General features: G+C 71.0%; 20 protein-coding genes. 10 read left to right on the forward strand and 10 right to left on the reverse strand.

The window, feature by feature from the left end:
* Positions 1-24: 24 nt before the first annotated feature.
* Positions 25-801, reverse strand: a complete 777-nt coding sequence (locus IG62_RS0104415) for an SDR family NAD(P)-dependent oxidoreductase (protein WP_030797805.1) — start codon at positions 799-801, stop codon at positions 25-27.
* A 371-nt stretch (positions 802-1,172) separates the two neighbouring features.
* A complete protein-coding gene (locus IG62_RS49775) occupies positions 1,173-1,580 on the reverse strand; it encodes a chaplin (RefSeq protein WP_078871811.1) in 408 nt (135 codons plus the stop codon).
* A gap of 401 nt (positions 1,581-1,981) precedes the next feature.
* Here IG62_RS49775 and IG62_RS0104425 point away from each other — a divergent pair, with 401 nt between their 5' ends.
* A complete protein-coding gene (locus tag IG62_RS0104425) occupies positions 1,982-2,968 on the forward strand; it encodes an LLM class flavin-dependent oxidoreductase (protein WP_030797809.1) in 987 nt (328 codons plus the stop codon).
* Between the two features lie 152 nt (positions 2,969-3,120).
* Here IG62_RS0104425 and IG62_RS0104430 read toward each other — a convergent pair whose 3' ends face one another.
* Positions 3,121-4,248, reverse strand: a complete 1,128-nt coding sequence (locus IG62_RS0104430; RefSeq protein ID WP_030797811.1) for a tetratricopeptide repeat protein — start codon at positions 4,246-4,248, stop codon at positions 3,121-3,123.
* Positions 4,245-5,591, reverse strand: a complete 1,347-nt coding sequence (locus tag IG62_RS0104435) for an ATP-binding protein (protein WP_030797812.1) — start codon at positions 5,589-5,591, stop codon at positions 4,245-4,247. Before IG62_RS0104435 ends, IG62_RS0104430 begins: the two co-directional genes overlap by 4 nt.
* Before the next feature lie 513 nt (positions 5,592-6,104).
* On the opposite strand from IG62_RS0104435, the gene IG62_RS0104445 reads away from it, so the two are divergent.
* The 3 genes from IG62_RS0104445 to IG62_RS0104455 all read left to right on the forward strand — a co-directional run bounded on the left by IG62_RS0104445 (position 6,105) and on the right by IG62_RS0104455 (position 9,429).
* Positions 6,105-6,848, forward strand: coding sequence for a TetR/AcrR family transcriptional regulator (locus IG62_RS0104445; protein WP_037837755.1), 744 nt, complete (start codon positions 6,105-6,107; stop codon positions 6,846-6,848).
* Positions 6,845-8,083, forward strand: coding sequence for a cytochrome P450 (locus IG62_RS0104450; protein WP_030797819.1), 1,239 nt, complete (start codon positions 6,845-6,847; stop codon positions 8,081-8,083). Before IG62_RS0104445 ends, IG62_RS0104450 begins: the two co-directional genes overlap by 4 nt.
* 281 nt (positions 8,084-8,364) lie before the next feature.
* On the forward strand, positions 8,365-9,429 hold the full coding sequence (locus tag IG62_RS0104455; RefSeq protein WP_030797820.1) for an NAD(+)/NADH kinase: 1,065 nt from the start codon (positions 8,365-8,367) through the stop codon (positions 9,427-9,429).
* Between the two features lie 136 nt (positions 9,430-9,565).
* On the opposite strand, the gene IG62_RS0104460 is transcribed toward IG62_RS0104455, so the two are convergent.
* The 3 genes from IG62_RS0104460 to IG62_RS0104470 form a co-directional block, all read right to left on the reverse strand.
* The gene (locus IG62_RS0104460; protein WP_030797821.1) at positions 9,566-10,954 is read right to left on the reverse strand and encodes a WD40 repeat domain-containing protein; all 1,389 of its coding nucleotides are present in this window, start codon (positions 10,952-10,954) and stop codon (positions 9,566-9,568) included.
* A gap of 27 nt (positions 10,955-10,981) precedes the next feature.
* Complete coding sequence (locus IG62_RS0104465; protein WP_030797823.1) at positions 10,982-12,034, reverse strand: hypothetical protein; 1,053 nt, start codon at positions 12,032-12,034, stop codon at positions 10,982-10,984.
* A gap of 275 nt (positions 12,035-12,309) precedes the next feature.
* Positions 12,310-12,771, reverse strand: a complete 462-nt coding sequence (locus tag IG62_RS0104470; RefSeq protein WP_030797825.1) for a GNAT family N-acetyltransferase — start codon at positions 12,769-12,771, stop codon at positions 12,310-12,312.
* 274 nt (positions 12,772-13,045) lie between these two features.
* Between IG62_RS0104470 and IG62_RS0104475 the strand changes: the two genes are divergently transcribed.
* Both IG62_RS0104475 and IG62_RS0104480 read left to right on the forward strand, forming a co-directional pair.
* Positions 13,046-13,627: a TetR/AcrR family transcriptional regulator gene (locus IG62_RS0104475; RefSeq protein ID WP_030797827.1), complete on the forward strand. Its 582-nt coding sequence runs from the start codon at positions 13,046-13,048 to the stop codon at positions 13,625-13,627.
* Positions 13,628-13,663: 36 nt separating this feature from the next.
* On the forward strand, positions 13,664-14,491 hold the full coding sequence (locus IG62_RS0104480; protein ID WP_030797830.1) for an alpha/beta fold hydrolase: 828 nt from the start codon (positions 13,664-13,666) through the stop codon (positions 14,489-14,491).
* A gap of 155 nt (positions 14,492-14,646) precedes the next feature.
* Here IG62_RS0104480 and IG62_RS44225 read toward each other — a convergent pair whose 3' ends face one another.
* Positions 14,647-14,979, reverse strand: a complete 333-nt coding sequence (locus IG62_RS44225) for a chaplin (protein ID WP_267887854.1) — start codon at positions 14,977-14,979, stop codon at positions 14,647-14,649.
* Between the two features lie 278 nt (positions 14,980-15,257).
* Between IG62_RS44225 and IG62_RS0104490 the strand changes: the two genes are divergently transcribed.
* Together IG62_RS0104490 and IG62_RS0104495 are read left to right on the forward strand one after the other, a co-directional pair.
* Complete coding sequence (locus IG62_RS0104490) at positions 15,258-16,307, forward strand: bifunctional class I SAM-dependent methyltransferase/NUDIX hydrolase (protein WP_030797835.1); 1,050 nt, start codon at positions 15,258-15,260, stop codon at positions 16,305-16,307.
* Positions 16,308-16,340: 33 nt separating this feature from the next.
* On the forward strand, positions 16,341-17,456 hold the full coding sequence (locus tag IG62_RS0104495) for a hypothetical protein (protein ID WP_030797837.1): 1,116 nt from the start codon (positions 16,341-16,343) through the stop codon (positions 17,454-17,456).
* Between the two features lie 40 nt (positions 17,457-17,496).
* Here the strand turns inward: IG62_RS0104495 and IG62_RS0104500 are convergent, their stop codons facing one another.
* The gene (locus IG62_RS0104500; protein WP_051797582.1) at positions 17,497-18,663 is read right to left on the reverse strand and encodes a PP2C family protein-serine/threonine phosphatase; all 1,167 of its coding nucleotides are present in this window, start codon (positions 18,661-18,663) and stop codon (positions 17,497-17,499) included.
* 188 nt (positions 18,664-18,851) lie between these two features.
* Positions 18,852-19,598, reverse strand: a complete 747-nt coding sequence (locus IG62_RS0104505; protein WP_030797842.1) for an AraC family transcriptional regulator — start codon at positions 19,596-19,598, stop codon at positions 18,852-18,854.
* Positions 19,599-19,651: 53 nt separating this feature from the next.
* Between IG62_RS0104505 and IG62_RS0104510 the strand changes: the two genes are divergently transcribed.
* Positions 19,652-21,004 (forward strand): MFS transporter, encoded by a 1,353-nt coding sequence (locus IG62_RS0104510; protein WP_051797584.1) that lies wholly within the window; start codon positions 19,652-19,654, stop codon positions 21,002-21,004.
* Entirely contained in the window at positions 21,001-21,762 is a 762-nt protein-coding gene (locus IG62_RS0104515; protein WP_030797845.1) for a class I SAM-dependent methyltransferase, read from the forward strand. The genes IG62_RS0104510 and IG62_RS0104515 overlap by 4 nt, the downstream gene beginning before the upstream one ends.
* Positions 21,763-21,930: the final 168 nt, after the last annotated feature.

Consider the following 21,930-nt stretch of genomic DNA (forward strand, 5'->3'; position numbering starts at 1 on the left):
CGGGTGGTGAGCCACCCGCACCGGTCAGACGATCGGTCCGAGGTACGTACCGCCGGAGACATCGATGGTCCGGCCGGTGATCCACCGTCCCTGCGGGCCCGCCAGGAATCCGACGACGTCGGCCACGTCCTCGGGCTCCCCGAGGCGCCCCAGCGCGGTGACCGCCTCCAGCCCGGCCACCACCTCGGGCACGGACGTGTAGGCGGCGGTCAGGTCGGTCCGGACCGCGCCCGGCGCGACCGTGTTCACCGTGATCCCGCGCCGGCCGAGCTCATTGGCCAGCGACGGGGCCAGGGACTCCAGCGCCGCCTTGGTCACGGTGTAGCCGATCTGCGTGGAGACGGCGAACCGGCTGGCCGTGGAGCCCATGTTGACGATGCGGCCGCCGTCGTTCAGCAGCGGCAGGGCCCGCTGGATGACGAAGAACGGTGCGGTGATGTTGACCGCGAGCAGCCGGTCCCATTCCGCACGGGTCACCTGAGCCACGGAATTCCCCGAAGAGATGCCCGCGTTGTTGACCAGGATGTCCAGCCCCTGCCCCGCGAGCCCGGCCGTCAACTCCTCGAACAGCCGGTCCACCGCACCGTCGTCACCGAACCGGGCCCGTACGGCGAAGGCCCGTCCGCCCGCCCCCTCGATCCGGTTCACCGTCTCCCGGGCCGCTTCCTCGTTGTCCCCGTAGTGGACCGCGACCCACGCGCCTTCGGCAGACAGCCGCAGCGCCACCGCCCGGCCGATGCCCCGGGACCCGCCCGTCACCAATGCCGTCTTCCCAGTCAACGCACCCGTCGTCGCAGCCATCGTCAGCCCCTCACTCGGCGGCCGGTCCGCTCCGTGGAACCGGCGATGCCCTCACACTGCCGACGTCGCCTCACCGCACACTCACCGTCCGCTCACCGGCACCGGCACCGGCCCCGGCACCGGCACTGGCACCGGCGCCGGGGCCGGGGCTCCGGTGAGGAAAGGGAAAACCCATCTGCCCGGACACGCGAAAGTGCCCAGGCACACATACCTGCCTGGGCACACGAAAATGCCCGGGCCGGGCCGTCTCCTCCGGTGAAAGTGGAAGGGCTGTCGGAGGAAGCGACCCGGTCCGGGTGTTGTGGTACGGGCTTCAGCGATATCCCGGGTGGTGCCGTGACCGTGGGGCCACGCCCGGGACGGCTCCCGTCCTAGCCGGCCAAGCCGCCGCCACCGGTGTGAATGCCACCGGCCGGCTGGTGGTGCTTCTTCTTGTGGTGCTTCTTCTTCTTGTGGTGCTTCTTCTCGACGGGCTTGGCGTGGTGGTGGCGCTCGAAGTGACGGTGCTCGACGTCGTGACGGAGGAGCACCACGTGCCGAGACTCGTTGATGCAGGTGTTGCCGAAGGCCGGGTTCAGCAGAGCAACGATGTTGACGGTGTTGCCGCACAGGTTGATCGGAATATGGATCGGGACCTGAATGACGTTGCCCGACACCACTCCCGGGGACCCGACCGCGCCGCCGGATGCGTCACTGTCTGCGAACGCTGCCGACATGCCGCCCAGCGCAGTGCTTGCCGCCAGAGCGGCAACAGCCGTCACTCGCGTGAAGCGTGACATAAGCAAATCTCCCGATCGATCGCGGCGGCACGCTGCCGCCTCCTGTCACTTCTCTTCGGCAGCCGGGAGCTCCTGGTGAAGGGTTTGAGATCATTTCACTCTTTCGATTCACCCTGAGTGCTCTGCCTGGACGCGGGCGGCCAGCGGTTCTCCTATCCGCCGTAGGTCGGGGTACTTGCCGGTACCCGTGCGGTTGACGGCGAAAACGGACCGATGGACGGGCTGGGCCAACGGATGGAGGCTCAGGGCCGCGGCGCGGTCCGGGAGCGCCGTCCGGGGAACCAGGGCAACCCCTGCCCCGCGGCGGTGGGCTTTCGCTGTCCCAAGCTTCCGCATCACTTGTTGACGTCGAACCAGTAGATCGAGGCACGTCGTCGAACACTCGTCCTTATGCTGGCGCCATGATCGATGTACCGCTTTCAGCGCTGGAAGTCGCGATGGTCCAAACGGGTACCCGGGCCGAGGAGACCCTGCGCGACACCGCCGCCTTCGCACGGGAGATGGAACGGCTGGGCTACCACCGGATCTGGTACGCCGAGCACCACCACTCCCCGGCCATCGGCGCGTTCCCACCCGTCGTGCTGATCGCGCACGCCGCCGCCTCGACCTCGACCATCCATCTCGGTTCGGGCGGAGTGCTGGCCCCCAACCACGCGCCCCTCATGCTTGCCGAGCAGTTCGGAGCGCTGGCCGCCCTCCACCCGGACCGCATCGACCTGGGCATCGGCCGCGGTCCCGGCACCTTCGACGAGGGCATCGCCCGGGCGCTACGCCGCGGAGCCGGGCCCACGACGGACGCCGAGTACCACGACGACGTGGCCGCGATCCTGTCCTTCCTCGTCGACGAGGTCGCACTCGACCCGCTGCCGGAACCCTGGCTGCTGGCGTCCAGCACCGCGGGTGCCGCCCTCGCCGCGGACCTCGGCCTGCCGATCGCCCTCGCCCACCACATCCGGCCGGACAACACCCGGGCGGCGGTGGAACGTTACCGGGCGGAGTTCACCCCCTCCCGCTGGAGCGAGCGCCCTCGGGTGCTGGTGTGCGTGGAGACGGTCTGCGCCGAAACGGAAGAAGAAGCCGCATGGCGCATCGGGCCGATGAACGTCGTCAAGGCCGGCCTCCTCAAGGGCCTGAGCGAGATCCCCTTCCCCACGCCCGAGGAAGCGGCCACCCACCCCTTCACGGCGCAGGAGCAGCAGGCGCTGGCCGGCTTCCGCGCCCAGCAGGCCGTCGGAACACCCGAGACCGTCCTGCACCGCCTTGCCCAACTGGCCCAGGAGACCGGAGCGGACGAACTGATGCTGACCACACCGGTCTACGACCTCCGCGACCGCATCCGCTCCTACGAACTCATCAAGAAGTACTCCGCGGCCGCGACAGCACCGTAGGAACCGCGTGCCGCGGCTGACGCCGGCAGTCACTCCCGCCCGGCGGACGAACGGACCGCAGGCACCCGGCCCCCCAGTCATGGTGCAGAGACCCGTCCCGGACCCGTCCGGTGCGGCGCGCCCTTCGTTCACGGACGAACGCCGCCGTTGTGTCAGCGGGTCCTGGGCCGGTCGAACCAGACCGTGGCGAGCGTCGGCACGAGCCCGGCCCAGAACAGCACCTGCGGCAACGGCCGTTCGGCCCAGGGGACTTCGGCGATCAGCAGGGCGCACAGCATGGCCCAGGCCGCCTGGGCCACCACGACGCGGGACCAACCGTGGCGGCGGATCAGCGAGCGCACGTTGAGCCGGACGCCGGCGCGCCGACGCCGGTAGCGCCGCAGTCCGCCGACCAGCCAGATGGCGGTCATCGGCACGAGATACCACAGGCGCTGGCCGAGCGGCAGCGGCAACTCCCGCTGCACCTCGCCGTCGACGGCGAACAGGTCCACCATCGTCCCGGCGAGGCCGACACAGAGCAGGGCGAGCCACCGCACCCCACGCAGCATGCGGTACGTCGCCCGGTCCAAACCCTGTTGCAGCTCGGCGGAGTCCGGTACGGCGGCCAGCCCGCCGGCGTACAGGTCGGCGGCCTGCGCGGCCCGGACGCCCGGGGCCTCGGCGTCCTGCCGGGTCTGCCGGGCCAGGGCCTCGGCGTGCGTGGGGTCGATCCGGAGGATGGCGCGGTTGAGCTGCTCGGCGAGCGTCCGGTTGCCCGAGAAGTCGGCGATCTGCTGGGCGACTTCATGGGCGTAGACCTCGTCGGGGCCCAGGCGCAGCGCCTCCCGCGCCAGGCCGGTCGCCTCGTGCAGGACCTCGGCCATGTCCTCGTACCGGAGTTCCCGGGCGCCGGTGGCCCGGGCGTGGCGGATCACGGACATACGGCTCACGGCGTCGGCGAGCAGCGCGTAACCGAACCAGTGGTGCGGGGCGGCCCGCACCGCCTCGCGCAGTACGGGCTCCGCCTCGCGCCATGACCGGTCGGGTATCCGGGTCAGTGCCCGAGCGCGCAGGATGAGCCCGCCGAAGTCCCCGGGAGCCAGTTTGAGCGCCTCGTCAGCCGCGTCGAGGGCTCGTTCCGGCTGGTCGGTGTTCAGCTGGCAGTAGCCGATCTTGATCCAGGCGCCCGTGTCGTCCGGGTTTTCGGCGAGGTGCTGGGCGAGCAGGGCCAGGGCCTGGTCGTAGCGGTCGAAATCGATGAGGGCCTGGGCCTTCTCGACGGCCGGATGCACGGTGGTCACAGCTTGCGCCTCTTCTTCAGATAGGTCACGAGGTCGTCGTACATCCCGCCGTCGTTCGCGTACATCGCCACATTGCGGGCGGCCGCGAACCACGGCTCCGTCGAAGGCGCGACCTGCCCCGCCGCGGACAGCAGGTCCGTCATCCCGATCATGCGCACGGTCCCGGTACGCGCCGAGTCCAGCAGCGCATGCTCGGCCGCCGCCTCGCACACATGGGCCAGATCGGCGCCGGACAGCCCGTCCGTGGCCTTGACGAGCTTGCCGAGGTCGACGTTCTCGATCGGCCGCTCCCGCAGGTGGTAGCGGAGGATCGCCTCCCGGGCCGGTGCGTCGGGCGGCAGCACCAGCAAGGTCCGGTCCAGCCGGCCGGGCCGGCGCAGGGCGATGTCCACGTCCCAGGGCACGTTGGTGGCGGCGAGCACGAAGACGCCCTCGTTCGCCTCCGCCTCGACACCGTCCAGCTCGGTCAGCAACTGGTTGACGGTGTTGCGCATACCAGCGCTCTGCGTACGGCTGCGCTTGCCGCCGAGCGCGTCGAGTTCGTCGAGGAAGACCACGCACGGGGCCTGGCGGCGCGCCGTCTGGAAGAGCTCGTGCATATTGCGCTCGGAGTTGCCGATCCACATGTCGAGCACATCGCTGACCGATACGGACAGGAAGCTCGCCCCGAGCTCACCGGCGACGGCCCGCGCGATGAAGGTCTTGCCGCAGCCGGGTGGCCCGTACAGCAGAAGCCCGCCGCGCAGACTCTTGCCGTACAGGCGGCGCAGCTCCGGATTGCGCAATGGTGCCAGGAAGGCAGCCTCCAGCCGCTCCTTGACCTCCTGCATGCCGCCCACGTCGGCGAGCCGGACGGCTCCCGGTCGTTCCACGTCCCAGGCGGCAGCCTCCCCGGGATCACCGCTGCCGTCCACGCTGAGCGGCGCCTCCACGAACCGGGGCGGCACGGCATCGCCGACTTGGTCCTCGGCGGCTTTCCAGTCGAAGTTGGGGGGCGGCGCGGGCGCGGGTGCGGAGCTCTGCTGAGGTGCGGGTGCGGGGCTCTGCGCCGGCGTGGTCGGGGGGCCGGCGGGGCGGTCGGGCGCCGGGGCCTGCGGCGTCGGCGGAAGCGCGGCCGCACCGGGCTCGGGTGCCGAAGTGCCCGTGAGCGCACGGATCATCAACTCCCGTGCCTGGCCGTCACCGGGAGCGTGCTGCAGTGCCACCGCGACCTCGCTCACCGCGGCATCGCCGAGGCCGGCGGTCAGCAGCAACTCGGCGAGGTGCAGCCGCAGGGGAACGTCATCGGGCGCCGCGGCAACGGCCGAACGCATGCTCTGTATGAGGGGTGATTCCGCCGACATGACCCACACTTTACGGAGCCGATCACGGCGGCGACCGTGGGGGTGAGCCCGCTGACGTGGTGCGGAGCGAGTGACGTGGATTGTCGTGCGAATCGAGCGACGTGGGCTCAGCCTCCGAGAATGTCCTCAGATTGGCATCGGGCTCCTGCGCGGGAAGGGGAAGCCCGAGCTTGCCAGGATGCCGGCGTCCAACCGCTGGCTACCGTTGGAAGTTGAGATGCCGGTGACATCCGAACTGAAGAAAGTGAAGGCCCCGGCGAAGGTGCTGCCCAAGCCCGGGACCCCGGTATCCGTGAACTTCTGGAAGGCGAACCGCACTTGCGGACTTCCGTCGTTGTCCTCGATCCAGTCGGCCCAGCCCGCCCAGTCCGCCCAGTCATTTTCATGGAACGCCGGATGGATCCGGTGCGCCAGCAGGACCGCCGCTCGGACCGCCAGCCGGTCCTCCGCCGGGGCCCGCTTCGGATATTATGAGCTATTGACATAGTGACTGCTATCCGTAGTGTGGAAGATGTGAGCGCGGATGCCGATCACACCCCGAAGCGCCGGCCGACCAGGGCGGAGGCCAAGGCCCGCACCCGGCAGCTGCTGCTCGACGCCGCGGCGCGCACGTACGCGCGCAAGGGATTCGCCGCGGCTTCCGTCGAGGAGATCGCCGAGGCGGCGGGCTTCTCCATCGGCGCGGTCTACTCCAATTTCGGCAGCAAGGAGCGGCTCTTCGTCGAGCTGCTGAAGGAGCGTGCCAGCCAGCAGGTGTCCCGGGCGACCGAGATCGTGGCCGAGGCGCAGCACGGTGATGATCCGGTCCCGGCACTCGGCCGGCTGCTGGCGAACGCCGCCGACAAGGACCCCGACTTTGCTCCGCTCCAGGCCGAGTTCTGGCTCTACGCGGTGCGCAATCCGCCGCTGTTGGAAACCCTTGCGGAGGAGCTGCGCGGGCCCCGGTCCGAGTTGGCGAGCCTCATGGCCAAGGCGCTGAGCCATATCGGGGCGCCCGAGACCGTCTCCGCCGATGCGGTGGCCACCATCGCGATCGCGCTCTTCCAGGGTCTGGTGCGCCAGCGCCGGATCGACTCCGCCAGTGTGCCGGACGAGCTGCTGGGCCAGGCGATGCGGTGGCTGTTCGCCGGCATCGCGGCCACCGGCACCACGGACGCCGCCGCGCCCGCCCCCACGAACGACGCCGCGCCCGCCGAGACACCGGCCGCCGGCCCGCCACCCGCTGACCGGCCCGAGGACGACGAGGAGAACCCATGACCCACGTCGACGCCACGGCCGCACTGCCGTCGCTGCAGGACCTGCTCGACCCGCGTCATCAAGCCGACCCCTACCCGCTCTACTCCCGCTGGCGCACGCAGGCGCCGCTCGCGCGTCTCGACGAGCAGCTACTGGTGCTCACCCGGTACGAGGACTGCGCCGCGGTCCTGCGCGACGGGCGGTTCGGGCACCCGGACGCCGACGACCCCCGCTTCACCGGACGGGCCCGCCCGGCCCTCGAAGTCCTGGTCGATGACGACGGCCGACCCGTGCGCGGCTTCCTGGGCCTGAATCCGCCCAGCCACACCCGGCTGCGCTCGCTGGTCTCCCAGGCGTTCACCAGGCGACGCGTGGAGCTTCTGGCGCCGCGGATCGAGGAGCTCACCGCCGAGTTGTTCACCGCCATGGAGAGCGCGCCGGGACCGGTCGACCTCATCGAGGGCCTGGCCACGCCCCTGCCCGTAGCGGTGATCAGCGAACTGCTCGGCGTGCCCGATGCCGACCGCCACCGGATGCTGATGTGGTCGCACGCGGTGGCGCGTGCCCTCGTCCCCGACTTCCTCCTCCCGCCCGGCGCCGCCGAACAGGAGGCGCAGGCCCGCCGGGAGTTCACCGACTACCTGCGCGAACTCGTCGTCGAACGTCGTCACGCACCGGGTGACGACCTCCTCTCGGCGCTGGTCGGCGTGCACGACGGCGGCGACACCCTCACCGAGAACGAGCTGCTGGCCACCTGCACGCTGTTGCTGATCGCCGGTCATGAAACCACCGTCAACCTGATCGGCAACGGCACCCTCGCCCTGCTCCGCCACCCCGACCAACTGGAGCGGCTGCGCAGCGACCCGGACCTGACCGACAACGCGGTCGAGGAGCTGCTGCGCTACGACTCGCCGGTCCAGCTCACCGTCCGTTTCGCCCTGCAGGACGCCGAGGTCGCCGGAGTCCCGGTCCCGGCGGGCACCACGCTGCTGCTGCTCATCGGCGCGGCGAACCGCGACCCCGCGGCGTACGAGGACCCCGACCGGCTGGACATCGGCCGCACGCCCGTACGGCACCTCGCGTTCGGCCAGGGCATCCACTTCTGCCTCGGTGCTCCGCTCGCCCGCCTCGAAACGCGGATCGCTCTGCGGACGCTGCTCCAGCGCGCCCCACAGCCCCGTCTGGCCGGCGAACCCGAATGGAAGGACCACATCACCCTCCGCGGCCTGCGCCGCCTTCCCCTCTCACTCGGCTGACGCCCCCTCGTCCGTGTGGTCGGACGTGACCAGGGCGCCCCGGACGCGGTCGCCGCGGACATCCCTGACGAAGGCGGTAGCGCGATCCGCGCGGTCGCCAGACCGGACCAGACCAGGCAGGCGAGGTCGTTGGAAGGTCAGGGAGCCCCTTAAGATGCCCGAGAAGGTAGACAAAAGGTGTCATAAGTGGCGTTATCGGTCCGTGGAGGGTGGCCGGTGTTCGGCAGTGCGTCCATGGTCAGGCGCCTCCGAACAGGGCACCCGGAGGGAAAGGACGCTGGGTGAGCGTGCAACGGGTGGGCGTCGTCGTCCACGGGGGCCGTCCTGGCGCCGTGGCGGCCGCCGATGTTGTCCGGCGATGGTGCGAGCGTCAGGAGGTCGGCTGCGTCGCCATCGATGTGTGGGGTGAGGGCGAACAACGGCGGGATGCGGGGGAGGAGGTCGACGCTGCCGGCCGCCCCGATCTGATCGTCACGCTCGGAGGAGACGGCACCTTCCTGCGCGGAGCCCGCCTGGCCGCCCAGAACGACGCGCTCGTCCTCGGCGTTGACCTGGGCACCCTCGGCTTTCTGACCGAGGTTCCGGCCGACGACGTCGAATGCGCGCTGGACACCATCCACCGCGGCCACGTGGACGTCGAGACCCGCCTCATGCTGACGATGCGGGCGTCCTGTCCGCTGGAACTCCCCGAGGGGATGGAGACGCTCCTCCGCTATGGACGGGGTCCTGCGCTGCCGCCTCCACCGGTGCGCCCCGAGTGTGCCGTCGCCCGGGACTGGGGGGTGGCCCTGAACGTGACGGCCCTCAACGACATCGTGCTGGAGAAACTGGCACGCGACCGGCAGGTCGCCCTCGGCGTGTACCTCGCGGGCCGACTGCTCGCCTCCTACTCCGCCGACGCCGTCCTGGTCGCCACACCGACCGGATCCACCGCCTACAGTTTCGCCGCGGGCGGCCCCGTCATCTCCCCCCGGGCGGACGCCATCATCTTCACCCCCGTCGCCCCGCACATGACCTTCAACCGCTCGGTGGTCGCCGCCCCCGACGAGGCCGTCGCCCTCCGCGTCCTGAGGCACTCCGGCCGCGCGGCGGTGAGTGTCGACGGCCAGTTGCGCGGTGTGCTGGATCCGGGGGACTGGATCGGTGTCTACGCGGCCCCTCAGCGCCTGCGCGTCGTGCGGCTGGGGCCCACCGACTTCTACGGGAGGCTGCGCGAGCGGATGCGCCTGACCGATGCCCCCGCGGCCGTCGACGCCGACGTCACCCCCATGTGGCCGCACACCACTCCGGCCCCCGACGACCTGGCCCACCTGCGCCTTCCACCCCTGCCCGCGGACGTCGACTGATTTGCCGAGCTGCCGAGCAGCTGACCTGTCCACCGGCCCCGACGCCTCCGTGATCCCGGCCGCCATGCCGCCGCCCGCCGCCATTGCCTTCCGCCGCCAGCGCCTTCCGTCGCCTTCCGCCGGCCACCGCCTGGCGTCAGTCGATGGCCGCGGGCAGTTCCGGGACGGCGAGGCCCGCGAGGAACCAGGCCTCGATGGCCTCGTTGACGGTCACCATCGCCTGCCCATCGGGCGTGAAGGACACGGTCTGCTGGTTCGGGTCCGCCCAGAGCGTCCGTGCGGTCGAGTCGAAGAGCACCGAGCCGTTGCCGGTCCGGACGAAGGCGTACGGGCCGCGGTCGGTCCACACGGCGCGGGTGCCGGAACCGGCGAGGACCGAGTGTCTGCCGATCTTGACCGGGAACTCCGTCGGCCGGATCAACTCACCGACCGTGGGAGCGGGGTCCAGGCTCAGCAACTGGGCGGCGGGTGCGGTGTTGTCGGCCACAGCGCCCACCGCGAACACGGCGGTGCCCTCTGGGGAGAGGGCGAGGGCGTGCACCTGGCTGAGCCGGGTCGGGGCGGTGGCCAGTACGGCGCCGCTGTCGACCTCGCGGACCACCACACGGCCTTCCGGCGACGTGTGCACCAGCAGCCGGCCGCTCGTGTCCAGTGCGACGGGGCCGAACGCCTTCTCCTCGGCCGGAACGGTGAGCACCACCCGGCCGGTATCCGCCTCCATAACGGCGACCCGGCCCGACACGCAGGTGCCGGTGGCCACCCGGCAGCCGTCGCCACTGAAACCGATCCGGACGGGGTCATCCATGCCGAGGCTCACCTCGTCCTCGAAGCCGTCCTCGAAGCCGTCCTCGTCCTCGTACCCGTCCTCATCCCCCTCCTCGTCCTCGAAGTCGTCCTCGTCCCCCTCCTCGTCCTCGTCGTCCCGGTCGGAGGGCCCGGAGGTCACCGGAAGGGCCCACAACTGCTCCCCGGTCGCGGCGGACCAGGCGTGCAGGCGGCCTTCGACAGACGTCACCACTGTCCGGCCGTCCGGGCTGACCTGCATGTCGTGGGGCTCGTCGTGATAGTTGGCTCCGTGGAGGAACCAGATCAGCCGGTCCGTCTCCACGGTGTCCCAGCGGACGATGTCGCCACCGTTGTGGTGCCACTCGGCCGCGGCGCCCAACGCCACCCAGGACAGGTCGGAGGGCACCGCCACCGCGGTCGCCCCGTGGTAGAAGTACGCCTCGTCGAGCCCCGTCTCCTCCGCCACTTCCGCGTCCTCATCCACCACACGCTCGCCCTCCGCAACACCAAGGTGTCCGAGGTGGCGCACTCCGGCGAGGGAGTGGTACGGGCGCACCTCGCCCGCCGTCCACTGGGCCCACCAGTCGTCGGGCATCGGGCGCTGCTGCGCGGGCCAGGCCAGCACCCGCGGCGCGACAGCGGCCAGGCCTTCCTCGTCCAACTGGGCCAGGTGCAGGCAGACTTCGTGCCAGACCTGCTTGGTCGGGCGTGCCTTCAGCAGTTCGTCAAGGGAGCTCATCGCAACGGCGTCCTACGTGGTGCGGAGTCAGGGGAGGGGGTGGGCGTGCACACCGTCGACGGGCGAAGCGATCACCAGGGTGCGGCCGTCGGGCGTGAGCGTGGCGGCGATCCGCGGGCCGGGGACGTCCACCGAGTGGACCTTGGTGCCGCTGGCAAGGTTCCAGACGGTGACGCGGTTCCGGTCGACGATCGGCACGCGCGGTTCGGCGCCGCACCATACGGGCCGCAGGTTGGTCCGGTCGACGCGTTGATCGGTCGGCAGAACGAGCGGTTCCGGGTCGTCCGCCGGGTCGTTCAGGTCGACGACCGTGGCCACCGTTTGATCCGGGCGGGCACCCACGACGGCGAGCGCGGCACCGTCCGGACGGAACGCCAGGCCGTTCGCCCACGGGATACCGGTACGGTGCTCGGCGTACGCTCCGCTGCCCATTTCCTGGCCGCTGCCGCTTTCTTGGCCGCTGCCGATTTCCTGGACGACGACACCCTCGTCCTTCGTCACGATCGAGCGGCGAGGGCGGCTGAAGGCCAGGCGTGCTCCATCGGCACTCAGGGCGACGGTTCCCTCGCCCACCACTCGGTCGTCGTACGCGAGGTCCTTGAACGCTTCGTGGATGTCATGGCGGACGCTCCGGGTCTGTGCGTCCCACACGACGACGTTCTGGGTGAACGCGTTGGCCGTGGCGAACGACCCTCCGCCGACCGCGACTTGGGCGAGCCGCAGCTCGTGCGATCCGCCGCTCCCGAGCATGCCGAGCGGCCACCGCTCGCCGGTGCCGGTGAGGGCCCAGCGGTGGATGGAGTTGCCGCTGACCATGGCGGTCAGCGCCGATCCATCGGGGTCGAAGAGGAGATCCTGGACGCGTCGGCGATCGGGCACGGCCAGGCGGGTCACGGCCCCGTCCGTCACCACCAGCACCTCGGTGAACTCGCGGAACCACGGCGCGGCCGTCGCGATCGCCGTCCGGCTCAGGTCCGTGGTGACCGCGACCGCGGTGATCCGCTGAGGGACGGGCGAACGCGCGGGGAGGGGGTGCGGCGTCTCCAGGTCTTCGGGCGCAGCGAGCCGTCGGACCGACATGGCATCTCCGATCGGCCGTGTTGATCAACAAGTCGCCGAAAGTATAGGGACCACCACTGACATTCTCAGGCCGTCACGGAATCCCACGGTGAAACGGACCGACCCTCAGAAACGGACCGGGACGCCCTGCTGGCCGGCGCCCGGATCCTGCCCAACGGGCAGGTATTCGGCGCCCGTTACTGGCCCAACCTCAAGGGCCGCCACCTCGGCCCCCGCCGGGACTTCCTCGCGGCGGCCCTCCAGGGCACCAGTCCCGAACCGTAATTCTCGTCTCTTCACGTCCCGAGGGCGCCCGCGCCCGCACCCGGTCCTCGCACCATGTGAACGTCGATCGGGTCCTGGGCCTCCATGGTGAACCCGTGACGCTCGTACAGCCGCCGGGCGGCGCTGCCCTGCAGGACGTTCAGGCGGACGGGCACGCCGTCGGCATCGATCCGCTCCAACAGGGTTCGCAGCACGGCCGATCCGAGGCCCCGCCCCTGCAGGCCCGGAGCGAGATAGAAGTGCTCCAGCCACCGCCCCTCCTCGGTCGGGCGCACCGTGACGCAGCCCGCGAAGGCGTCATCGGCCACGATGACCGACGTGTACCGCGGGGAAAAGGAATCCCGCAGTCGCTGCCGGACCCGATGCTCGTCGAACCGCCCCAACCGCTCCAGGTCCGGGCGCATCACCACGGCCCGCAGCTCCACGATCGTCTCGATGTCCGCCGGCTGGGCGGAACGCAGCTCCCACTCCATCGGACGGCCCGATTCGTTCGCCGGTCCCGGCACCGGCCCCGGACGCCCCGCCCGACCTGGCCGTATCCCGTCCGCCCTCGCACTCATATCCATGGCCGGAGTATGTCAACCGACCACCCCGAGGCAGCCCGAAATATCGTCGGCAGGCCGCTCCCTAACCATGCTAGCTTTTTTCCTAGAGGCCCTAGGAAGCGAGAGCGGCCTGACGGAAGCATGGCCTGACGAAACCAACCGGGTGTCAAGTCCCGGGCCCGGAACGGAAACTGGAGGCTGCATGGTGCGCGCGGGGGTCAATGCCGCCAGGCTGACGCGGGCGGCCGCGGAGATGGCCGACGAGGTCGGGATGGACAAGGTCACGGTGTCCGCGCTCGCGCGGCACTTCGGCGTCAAGGACGCCAGCCTGTACTCGCACATCAAGAACCGGCGTGACCTGTGCGTCCGGGTGGCCCTGCTGGCGTCCGAGGAGATGATGGACCGGATCGCCGCGGCGGTGGCGGGCCGCTCCGGCAAGGCCGCGCTCGTCGCCTTCGCCAACGCCTACCGGAGTTACGCGTTGGAGCACCCCGGCCGTTACGCGGCGACCCAGATACAGCTCGGCCCCGACGAGGTCGGCGACTCCACGGGATTGCGCCGCAGTGTCGAGCTCACCTACGGCATGCTGCGCGCCTACGACCTCACCGAGCCGGACCTGACCGACGCCGGCCGCCTGCTGCGCAGCACCTTCCACGGCTACATCCACCTGGAGTTGAGCGGCGGCTTCGGCCACCCGCGCGCCGTCCAGGAGTCCTGGTCCCGCTCCCTCGACGCACTGCATGTGCTCCTGGAGAACTGGCCGACCCGACCTGATCCGACCTGACCTGCCTGATCCGACCCGACCCCAGGGGGAACGACGATGAACGAGCCCACCACCGGCACTCTCGACGTGCCCGGTGCCACCCTCCATTACGAACGGCGCGGCCGCGGCCCGGTGTTGCTGCTGATACCCGGCGGCGCCGCGGACGCCGGACTGTACGCGGCCATGACCGACGATCTGGCCACCCGCTACACCGTGGTCTCCTACGACCCGCGCGGTCTGTCCCGCAGCCGCCTCCATGGCCCGCTCACCGACCAGCGGGTCGAGGTCTGGAGCGACGACGCCCACCGGCTGCTGGAACTGCTCTCGCCGAACGAGGAGGCGTCCGTCCTCGGCAGCAGTTCGGGGGCCATCGTCGCCCTCGACCTGCTCGCCCGGCACCCGGAGCGGCTGCACCGGGTCGTCGCCCACGAACCGCCTCTGCTGGAGCTCCTCCCGGACCCCGCCCCGCACCGGGCGCTGTTCGCCGACGTACGCGAGACGTTCCGCACCCAGGGCGTCGCCGCCGCGATGGCGCGCTTCAGCGAAGGGCTGGGAGGCCGGCCGGAGGACCGGGAATCAGTGACCGAACTGCCACCGGAAATCCAGGAGATGGCGCCGCGGATGCACGCCAACCTGCCGGTCTTCCTGGAACACATCCTGTGCCCGTTCTCGGGCTCGGTGCCCGACGTCGCCGCACTGCAGCGCGCCGCGGACCGCCTGGTGCCGGCGGTCGGCCGGGACTCGCGCGCGCAGGAGGCACTGTACGGGCCGGCCACCCGGCTCGCCGAACTGATCGGCGGAAAGGCCGTGGAATTCCCCGGCGGGCACGTCGGCTGCACCGAGCACCCGAAGGAGTTCGCCCGGCAACTGCTGGCCGTGCTCTGAAAGATCACCCGGAGACGCTCCGGAAAAGCACCGGGCCGCACCATGCTCTGCATGGTGCGGCCACGGAACGCCGCGCGAAGGCGGGCCGATCCCGCCGGGAAGAGTGGAAGGGCTATCGGAGGGAAAACGGCCCGGCCCGGTCGCGGCGGCGCCGGTTACTTGCTGTGGCTGTGGTGCTTGGAGCCGTGGTGGCCCATCTTGTGCTTCCCCTTGAAGTCGTGGTGGTGATAGTGCTTGACGACGCGGTGGATGATCACACGCCGCTCCAGACCGTTGAGGCAGTTGTTGCCGAAGGCCGGGTTCAACAGGCCAACGATGTCGACGGTGTTGCCACAGACGTTGATCGGAATGTGGATCGGGACCTGGATGAGGTTGCCCGACACCACCCCCGGTGAACCAACAGCGCCGCCGGCCACGTTGCTGTCGGCGAATGCAGCCGATGTACCGCACACAGCGGTGCCTGCCGCGAGAGCAGCCAGAGCGGTCATCCGCGTGATCCGTGACATACCGAACCTTCCGATTAATGCAAGCGACCCTTTGCCGCTTCCTGTTCTCCCCTTTCGGCATACACGTGCTCAAAGTGAGGCCGGTGGAGCACTTTTCACCCATTCGGGGTGGGAATGCGCACGGGGCGGTGAGACCGATCCCGATGTCTCCAGGGGACGTTCACTTCGACGTGCCGAGGTGAAGACTGGCGACGACGGGCCGAGGAAGTCCGACGACGGACCCAGGAAGGGCCGAAGGCGGCCGGAAGGTGGGACGTGGAATGGGATACACCGCACCGCGTGAATGGGATGCGCACTACGACGACGGGAAATCCTTCCGCCCGCTCGGCGATGTGGAACGGGCCCTGTTGCACGCACTCGTGCCGGCACCGGACGGTGGCGGTCGAGCACTGGACGTGGGGTGCGGGCTGGGTGAGCTGGCCCGCCACCTGGCGGCCGACGGGTATGAGGTGGACGCGATCGACCACGCCCCGGCGGCCCTCCGGCTCGCCGCGGCGCAGCCGCCCGCCCGGGCGGCGACCCGCGTGCGTTTCGTCCGGTGCGACATCGAGAGCGACGCGCTGGACGAACTGCACGCCGGCTACGACCTCATCACCCTCCGCCTGTCCCTGGCGTTCGTCCGGGACCGCACCCGCGTCCTGAATCGGCTGCGCGAACGCCTGCGTCCCGGTGGTGGCCTGGTCGTCATCACCCCCGTCGCCGATTCCGTACCCGACGACAGGCGCGAGATCGCCCTCGACGAGGCGGAGATCGCGCTGCTGACCGCGGGTTGGCGCACGGTCCAACGCCGGGACGCCGAAGGGCTCGCCGTCCTGGTGCTGCGCACTCCGGTCTCCTGGCCGGTGGCGTACGGCAACAAGGGGCGTCCATCCCCGCACGCGCTGTCGGGCGCCGGCGTGGTGGTCACGGACGCGGCCGGCCGCGTGCTCCTGGGGCACTCCGTCCGAGGGGGCTGGGAGCTTCCGGGCGGGAAGAACGACGCGGACGAGTCGTTCACCGAGGCCGCCGTCCGGGAGTTGGCGGAAGAGACCGGGCTGCGGGCCGAGCTCGGCGACGCACGGCTGTTGGCGATCCTGATGGACTCCACCCACGGCATCCCGCGTCTGACCGCCGCCGTGCGGGTCACCGCCTTCACCGGCGAGCCGGTCGTACGGGAGCCCCACCTGATCCGCCGCTGGGAGTGGCACGAGATCAGCGACCTGCCGGCCCTGGCGTCCGGGCTGTTCACGCCGAGTGCGCAGGTGCTGGACACGGTCTGGCCCGGTCTCCTGCCCGACCTGCCGCCCGTGCACCGCCACCCGGTGGCTTGACCAGCGCTTCCGGGCGTACGACAGAATCGGCGCATGACGGAACGACACCTCACCCATGCCGGCGAACCGCTGGCCGAACTCGCCCTACGTCTCCGCACGGCGGAGACCGGAGACTGGACCGAGGACGGCGCCCGCGCCCTCGTCGAGGGTCTGGGCCGGCGGTGGGACGAGATCGTGGACCAGGCGTCGGCGGGCGACGCCGGGACCGGCGAGGCGAAGGCGGGTGACCTGAGGTTGCGGCCCGTCGGGCCGGCTGAGGAGCGGTATGTCGAGAAGGAGACCTATCTCGAACTCGTGGCGAGCGTGACGGCGACCGCACCCCAAGCCGATCACGCCTCCCGAGCCGACGCCGCAACCGACCTCGACCCTGTGCGGCAGGCGGAGATGTTCCGTACCGCGAAGGACGAACTCGCCGACGCGCTCGGCGAGCCGTCGGCCATCGGCTCGTACGGTTCCATGGGCCCGTACTACGCCGCCACGCCGGCCTGGGGTGCGCCGTTCCTGCGTTGGCGCGGGAGGCGGGACACCCTGGAGCTGCGGGCGGGCAGCCGCGGGCCGGAACTCGTCCTCGCGCCCACCGCCCCGTTCGAGAACTGGCTGTGGAGCCTCGGCCACGGCGAAGAGCACGCGATCAGCGGCTACTTCGGCAGCCGGCCGGGCCCCGCCAACAATGGTCTGAGCCTGCCCGCCCGCTGGTCGGTGCGGAGTTGGGAGACGCTGACCGACGCGCTGGCGGCCTTCTTCACCACCCTGCCCGCCGAGTTCGCCGCACTCGGCATCGCCCGGGTCATCCCGGTCTACGGCCGGGTCGGCGGCTCCGCACCGATCCTGTTCGACATCGACGCCGACCACCGCCTGATGCTGGCCTCCTATGCGGAAAGCGATATCGACCCGGCATCGTTCGGCTGGGGCACCGTTGCCGAGCACCCCATGAGCCGGGAGACCTGGCAGGACGACCACGACCCGAAGTGGCGCTTCGACGCGGGCGGCCCAGGGGAGCCGCGGGGCCGCGCACTGGCGGAGATGGTCGTGGCGACGGCACGTGCGGAAGGCGTGGCGTCCCCGCACGACCTGCTGATCGGCGGTGAGGGCGAGGACATCCGTCCGTACGCGGTCCGGTTCTACGGTCTGGGGCTGGCCACCGTCTGATCCCCACCGCCCTGGCTCACCGCCTCACCGCCTCACCGCCTCACCAGCGGGAGCCGTCGGTCTGGCTGAAGAACCCCAGACGGTGGCGGGGCTGGGGGACGGGCGTGCGCTGGATGGCGATGAGGGCCGCGTCGTCGCCGAGGTGTCCGCTGCAGTGCGCGAGGAGATCGCGGCGAATGTGGTGCAGGAGTGCCTCGGGGTCGCTCCTGGGCCAGCGGGCGACGCGCTGGGCGAGGGGGTAGAAGGTGCCGTCGCGGTCCCGGGCCTCGGTGACGCCGTCGGTGTACAGCAGCAGCGTGTCACCGAACTCGAAGGTGATCTCGTCCACGGGGTAGCTGCCCGCCCCCATTCCGCCCATGCCCAGAGGCGGAGCGGGGTGCGGGCTCGGGACGAGGGTGACGTGCCCCTGGCTGAGGAGCAGGGGCGGAGGGTGCCCGCAGTCGGTCATCCGGGTCGCGGGGCCCTCGTCGGGGATCTCCAGCAGCAGCGCGGTGATGAAGTGCTCGGGGATGTCGCGGTCCGACTCGACGAAGTCGGTCAGATAGCGGCAGACGCTGCGGTCGAGTGCGGCGGCGAGGGCGGGCAACGTCAGGTTCTGGTGGGCCGTCTCGCGAAAGGCGCCGAGCAGCAGGGCGGACTCGCCGATGGCGGCCAGGCCCTTTCCCCGTACGTCACCGATGATCAGCCGGGTTCCGCCGGCGGTACGGGTCGCGGTGTACAGATCACCGCCGATCTCCGCCTCCTGCTCGGCGGCCAGGTAGAACGAGGCGATGTGCAACGGACCGATGTGGTGGGGGAGCGGACGGAGCAGCGCCTTTTGGGCGGCCTCGGCCACCGACCGTACCTTCGCCAGCTCCTGCCGGTGTCGCTCGCGCACCACGCAGAAGAACACGATCATGGCCGAAAGCGCGGCCAGGGCGAGCACCTGCACCATCACATTGCGTTCCGTGAAGAGCACGCCGAAGTGCAGCCCGATGTACGCCTGGGCCAGCACGGCCAGGAATCCGACGAACCCGGTGAGCCAGGGGCCGGCGAACGAGGCGGTGAGCGCGGGAGCGACGACGAGCAGCGGCCCCAGATGGACATCGGCCGGGACCACGATGTCGACGAGGGTGATCACCGCGATGAGCACAAGCGGAATCAGGACCAGCGCATGACTGGCTTGCCACGGCTGCCGCAGATCACCGAAGCGCGGCCGGAGGCTCACGCCTTCCACTCTGCACCCTGAGCGCCCGACGGACGAGTGCGCCGCGGGGCGGCCCGGCCCGCCTTTCCGGCCGCGCGTCGAGGCCGGCGTGCTGCGCGTCACTCTCGGTGATGCCGGGCAGCAGGCCCGAGGGCGCCGGCCGACGCCCGACGGCCGGGGGCGTGCGGCGCTCCCGCAGGCGGCGGAGGTCAGGAGCGACGGTTGTGGGTGCCCGGCGTGTAGCCGAAGGAGCGGCGGAAGACATCGATGAAGGCGCTGGTGGAGGACCAGCCGCAGCGGTGGGCGACGGTGGTGACCGGGGTGTCGTCGGCCAGCATCCGCAGTGCGTGGTAGAGGCGTGACTGGGTGCGCCACTGCGGGAAGGTCATCCCGAGCTCCGCGCGGAAGAGGCGGCTGAGAGTGCGCTCGCCGGAGCCCGTCGCGGTGGCGAGGGCGGCCAGGGTGCGAGGTTCCGCGGGGTCGTCGTGGAGCAGCGCGCAGACGGCCGCCAGCCGCGGGTCGGTGGGGGAGGGCAGGTGCACGGGCTGCTGCGGCGAGGCCCGCAACTGGTCGCGCAGGACGGCGTGCAGACGGCGGCGTTCGGGGCCGTGGTCATCGGGGGCAGTGGTGTAGGCGCGGATCAGTTCGCGGAGCAGCGGGCTGACGGTCAGTACGGTGGGGGCGTCCAGGCGGAGCGGATTGTCGGTGGCGGGCAGGCCGACCAGGTGCAGGTCGAGGTGGCCGTGCGCGCGGTGGGCGTGCACGGTTCCGGCGGGGACCCAGAGGGCGCGGGTCCCGGGCGCGAACCAGGTGCCGGCGTCGGTGGTGACGGCCACGACGCCGGAGCCCGCGTAGACGATCTGGTGGTCGTCGTGGCGGTGCGCGTCGATGATTTCTCCGGCGGCCAGCGACTGGACGCGGGTGGGGGCTTCCGGCAGGTGGCGGATGTTCGGCATGGGTTGGCAATTTATCGGAAGCGCGACATGCGGGGAGTCGCGACGATCGACGAGTGACCACGACCCACCACCACCACACCACCGCGCCGCGCAGCAGCTCCCTCACGCTCCTGGCCCTGAGCCACGCCTGTGTCGACGTCTACCAGGGAGCGGTCGCCGCACTGGTGCCGTTCTTCGTCTCCGAACGCGCCTACACCTACGCGGCGGCCTCCGGCATCGTGCTGGCCGCCTCGCTGCTGTCATCGGTGATCCAGCCGCTGTTCGGGGCGCTCACCGACAGGTGGGCCCTGCCGTGGCTGCTGCCGGTGAGCACCGTGGTGGGCGGCGTCGGCGTCGCCCTGAGCGGCATCGCCGGCTCCTACACCCTCACCCTGGCCGTGGTCGCCGTCTCCGGCATCGGCGTGGCCGCCTACCACCCCGAGGCGGCGCGCGTCGCGCGCCAGGCCAGTCGCGGCAGCCACACCGCGATGGGCTGGTTCTCCCTCGGCGGCAACCTCGGCTTCGCCACCGCCCCGTTGATGGTCTCCGCGGTCATCACCACGGGCGGCCTGCACGCCTCCCCGCTGCTGGCCGTCCCCGCCGTCGCCGGCGCCGCACTGTGCACGGCCGCCCTCCGGGCAATGCGGGCCAGGGACGCGGTGGCGACGACGGCAGCCGGTGCGTGGGGGCTTGTGGCGGCGACAACAACCGGCGTGATTCCTGCGGTAGTTGGCGACCGGAACCCCACCATCGGCAGTCCGGACGACGTGGTCGGCGGCCGGGACGACTGGGCGTCCTTCATCAAACTCTCCGGGGCCATCGTCTGCCGCTCGATCGTCTTCGTCGGCCTGAGCGCCTTCATCTCGCTCTACGTGCGCCAGCGCACCGGCGGAGGCGACGTCTCCGGTACCGCCGCCCTGTTCGTGCTCTACCTCGGCGGCGCGATCGGCACGGTGGCCGGCGGCAAGCTCGCCGGCCACTACGGACGCATCCGGGTCGTCCAGTGGTCCTACGCGCTGACCGTCCTCGCCGTGGCCGGCGTCGTCTTCGTGCCCGGCCCGCTCCTGTACGTACTGGTCGCCCTGACCTCGGCCGGCCTGTACGTGCCCTTCTCGCTGCACGTCACCCTCGGCCAGGACTATCTGCCCCGGCGCGTGGGCACGGCCAGCGGCGTCACCCTGGGCCTGACCGTCAGCATCGGCGGCATCGCCAGCCCCCTCCTCGGCGCCCTCGCCGACGCCACCTCCCTCCGGACCGCCCTCACCCCCCTCATCGCCCTGCCCGCCCTCGGCTGGCTCCTCCTCCGCAGCTTGCCCGAGCCCGCGATGCCGGAGGGAATCGCTGGTGCGTCCCCCTCCGGGGCGGTGGCCCCAACGGCGGCCGCGAAAGGCCGACTTCAGAACGGTGGCGGCATGATGGGCAGATGACCACCGATTCGCGCGCCCGAGCATTCGACAAGGCCGCTGCCGACTACGCGATGAGCCGCCCCTCGTACCCGCCGGCCCTCTTCGACGTCATCGAGGAGCTCCTGGGACGGCCCCTCGCAGGGGCCCGGGTCGCCGACGTCGGGGCGGGGACGGGTATGGCCACCGCGCTGTTGTCCGAGCGCGGCGCCGAGGTGATCGGTGTGGAGCCCGGTGAGGGGATGGCGGCTCAGTTCCGCAGTGCCCTCCCCGGCGTGCCGATCGTCCGGGGCGACGGTAATGCGCTGCCGCTCACCGACGGCTCCCACGATCTGATCACCTACGCACAAGCCTGGCAGTGGACCGATACCGACCGCTCCGTACCGGAGGCAGTGCGCGTGCTCTCCCCGGGTGGCGCGCTCGCGGTGTGGTGGAACACCCACGCCTTCGACGTACCGTGGATCGCGGCGCAGCACGAGCGGATCGCGCACCACTGCGGGGTGAAGTCCCCCGCCGGAACGCGCCTGAGTGACGGTGAGGCCACCCGGCTCGCGGGACTTGCGGGGCTGCATGTCGTCCGCCGCCAACTGCGGTGGAGCCGTACCGTCCCCCTCGACACCCACCTCGCGAATATCAGCAGTCGTTCCGCATTCCTCGTCCTCGACGAAACCCACAACCGGGCCTTTCTCACGGCCGAACGCGGTCGGCTGCGCGACATCTTCCCCGATGAGATGGTGACGGAGACCTACGTGGTCGACCTCCTGCTGGCCCGACGTCCCTGAACCCCACTTCTTCGGGACGCTCCGCATTCGACCCCTCACGCCTGTGTCGCCGACAGCGCTCAGCAGGGGGCGGGAAAGCTCCTATGAAGGGGCGGGAAAGACAGTGAGGGCGAGTGGGGAAATCCGTCGCCTGACCAACCTGCGCACAGCCGTCTTAGAGTGGAATGA

Origin of the sequence: Streptomyces sp. NRRL S-337 (assembly GCF_000720175.1) — a bacterium.
In the GTDB taxonomy this organism is placed as follows: Bacteria; Actinomycetota; Actinomycetes; order Streptomycetales; family Streptomycetaceae; genus Streptomyces; species Streptomyces siderophoricus.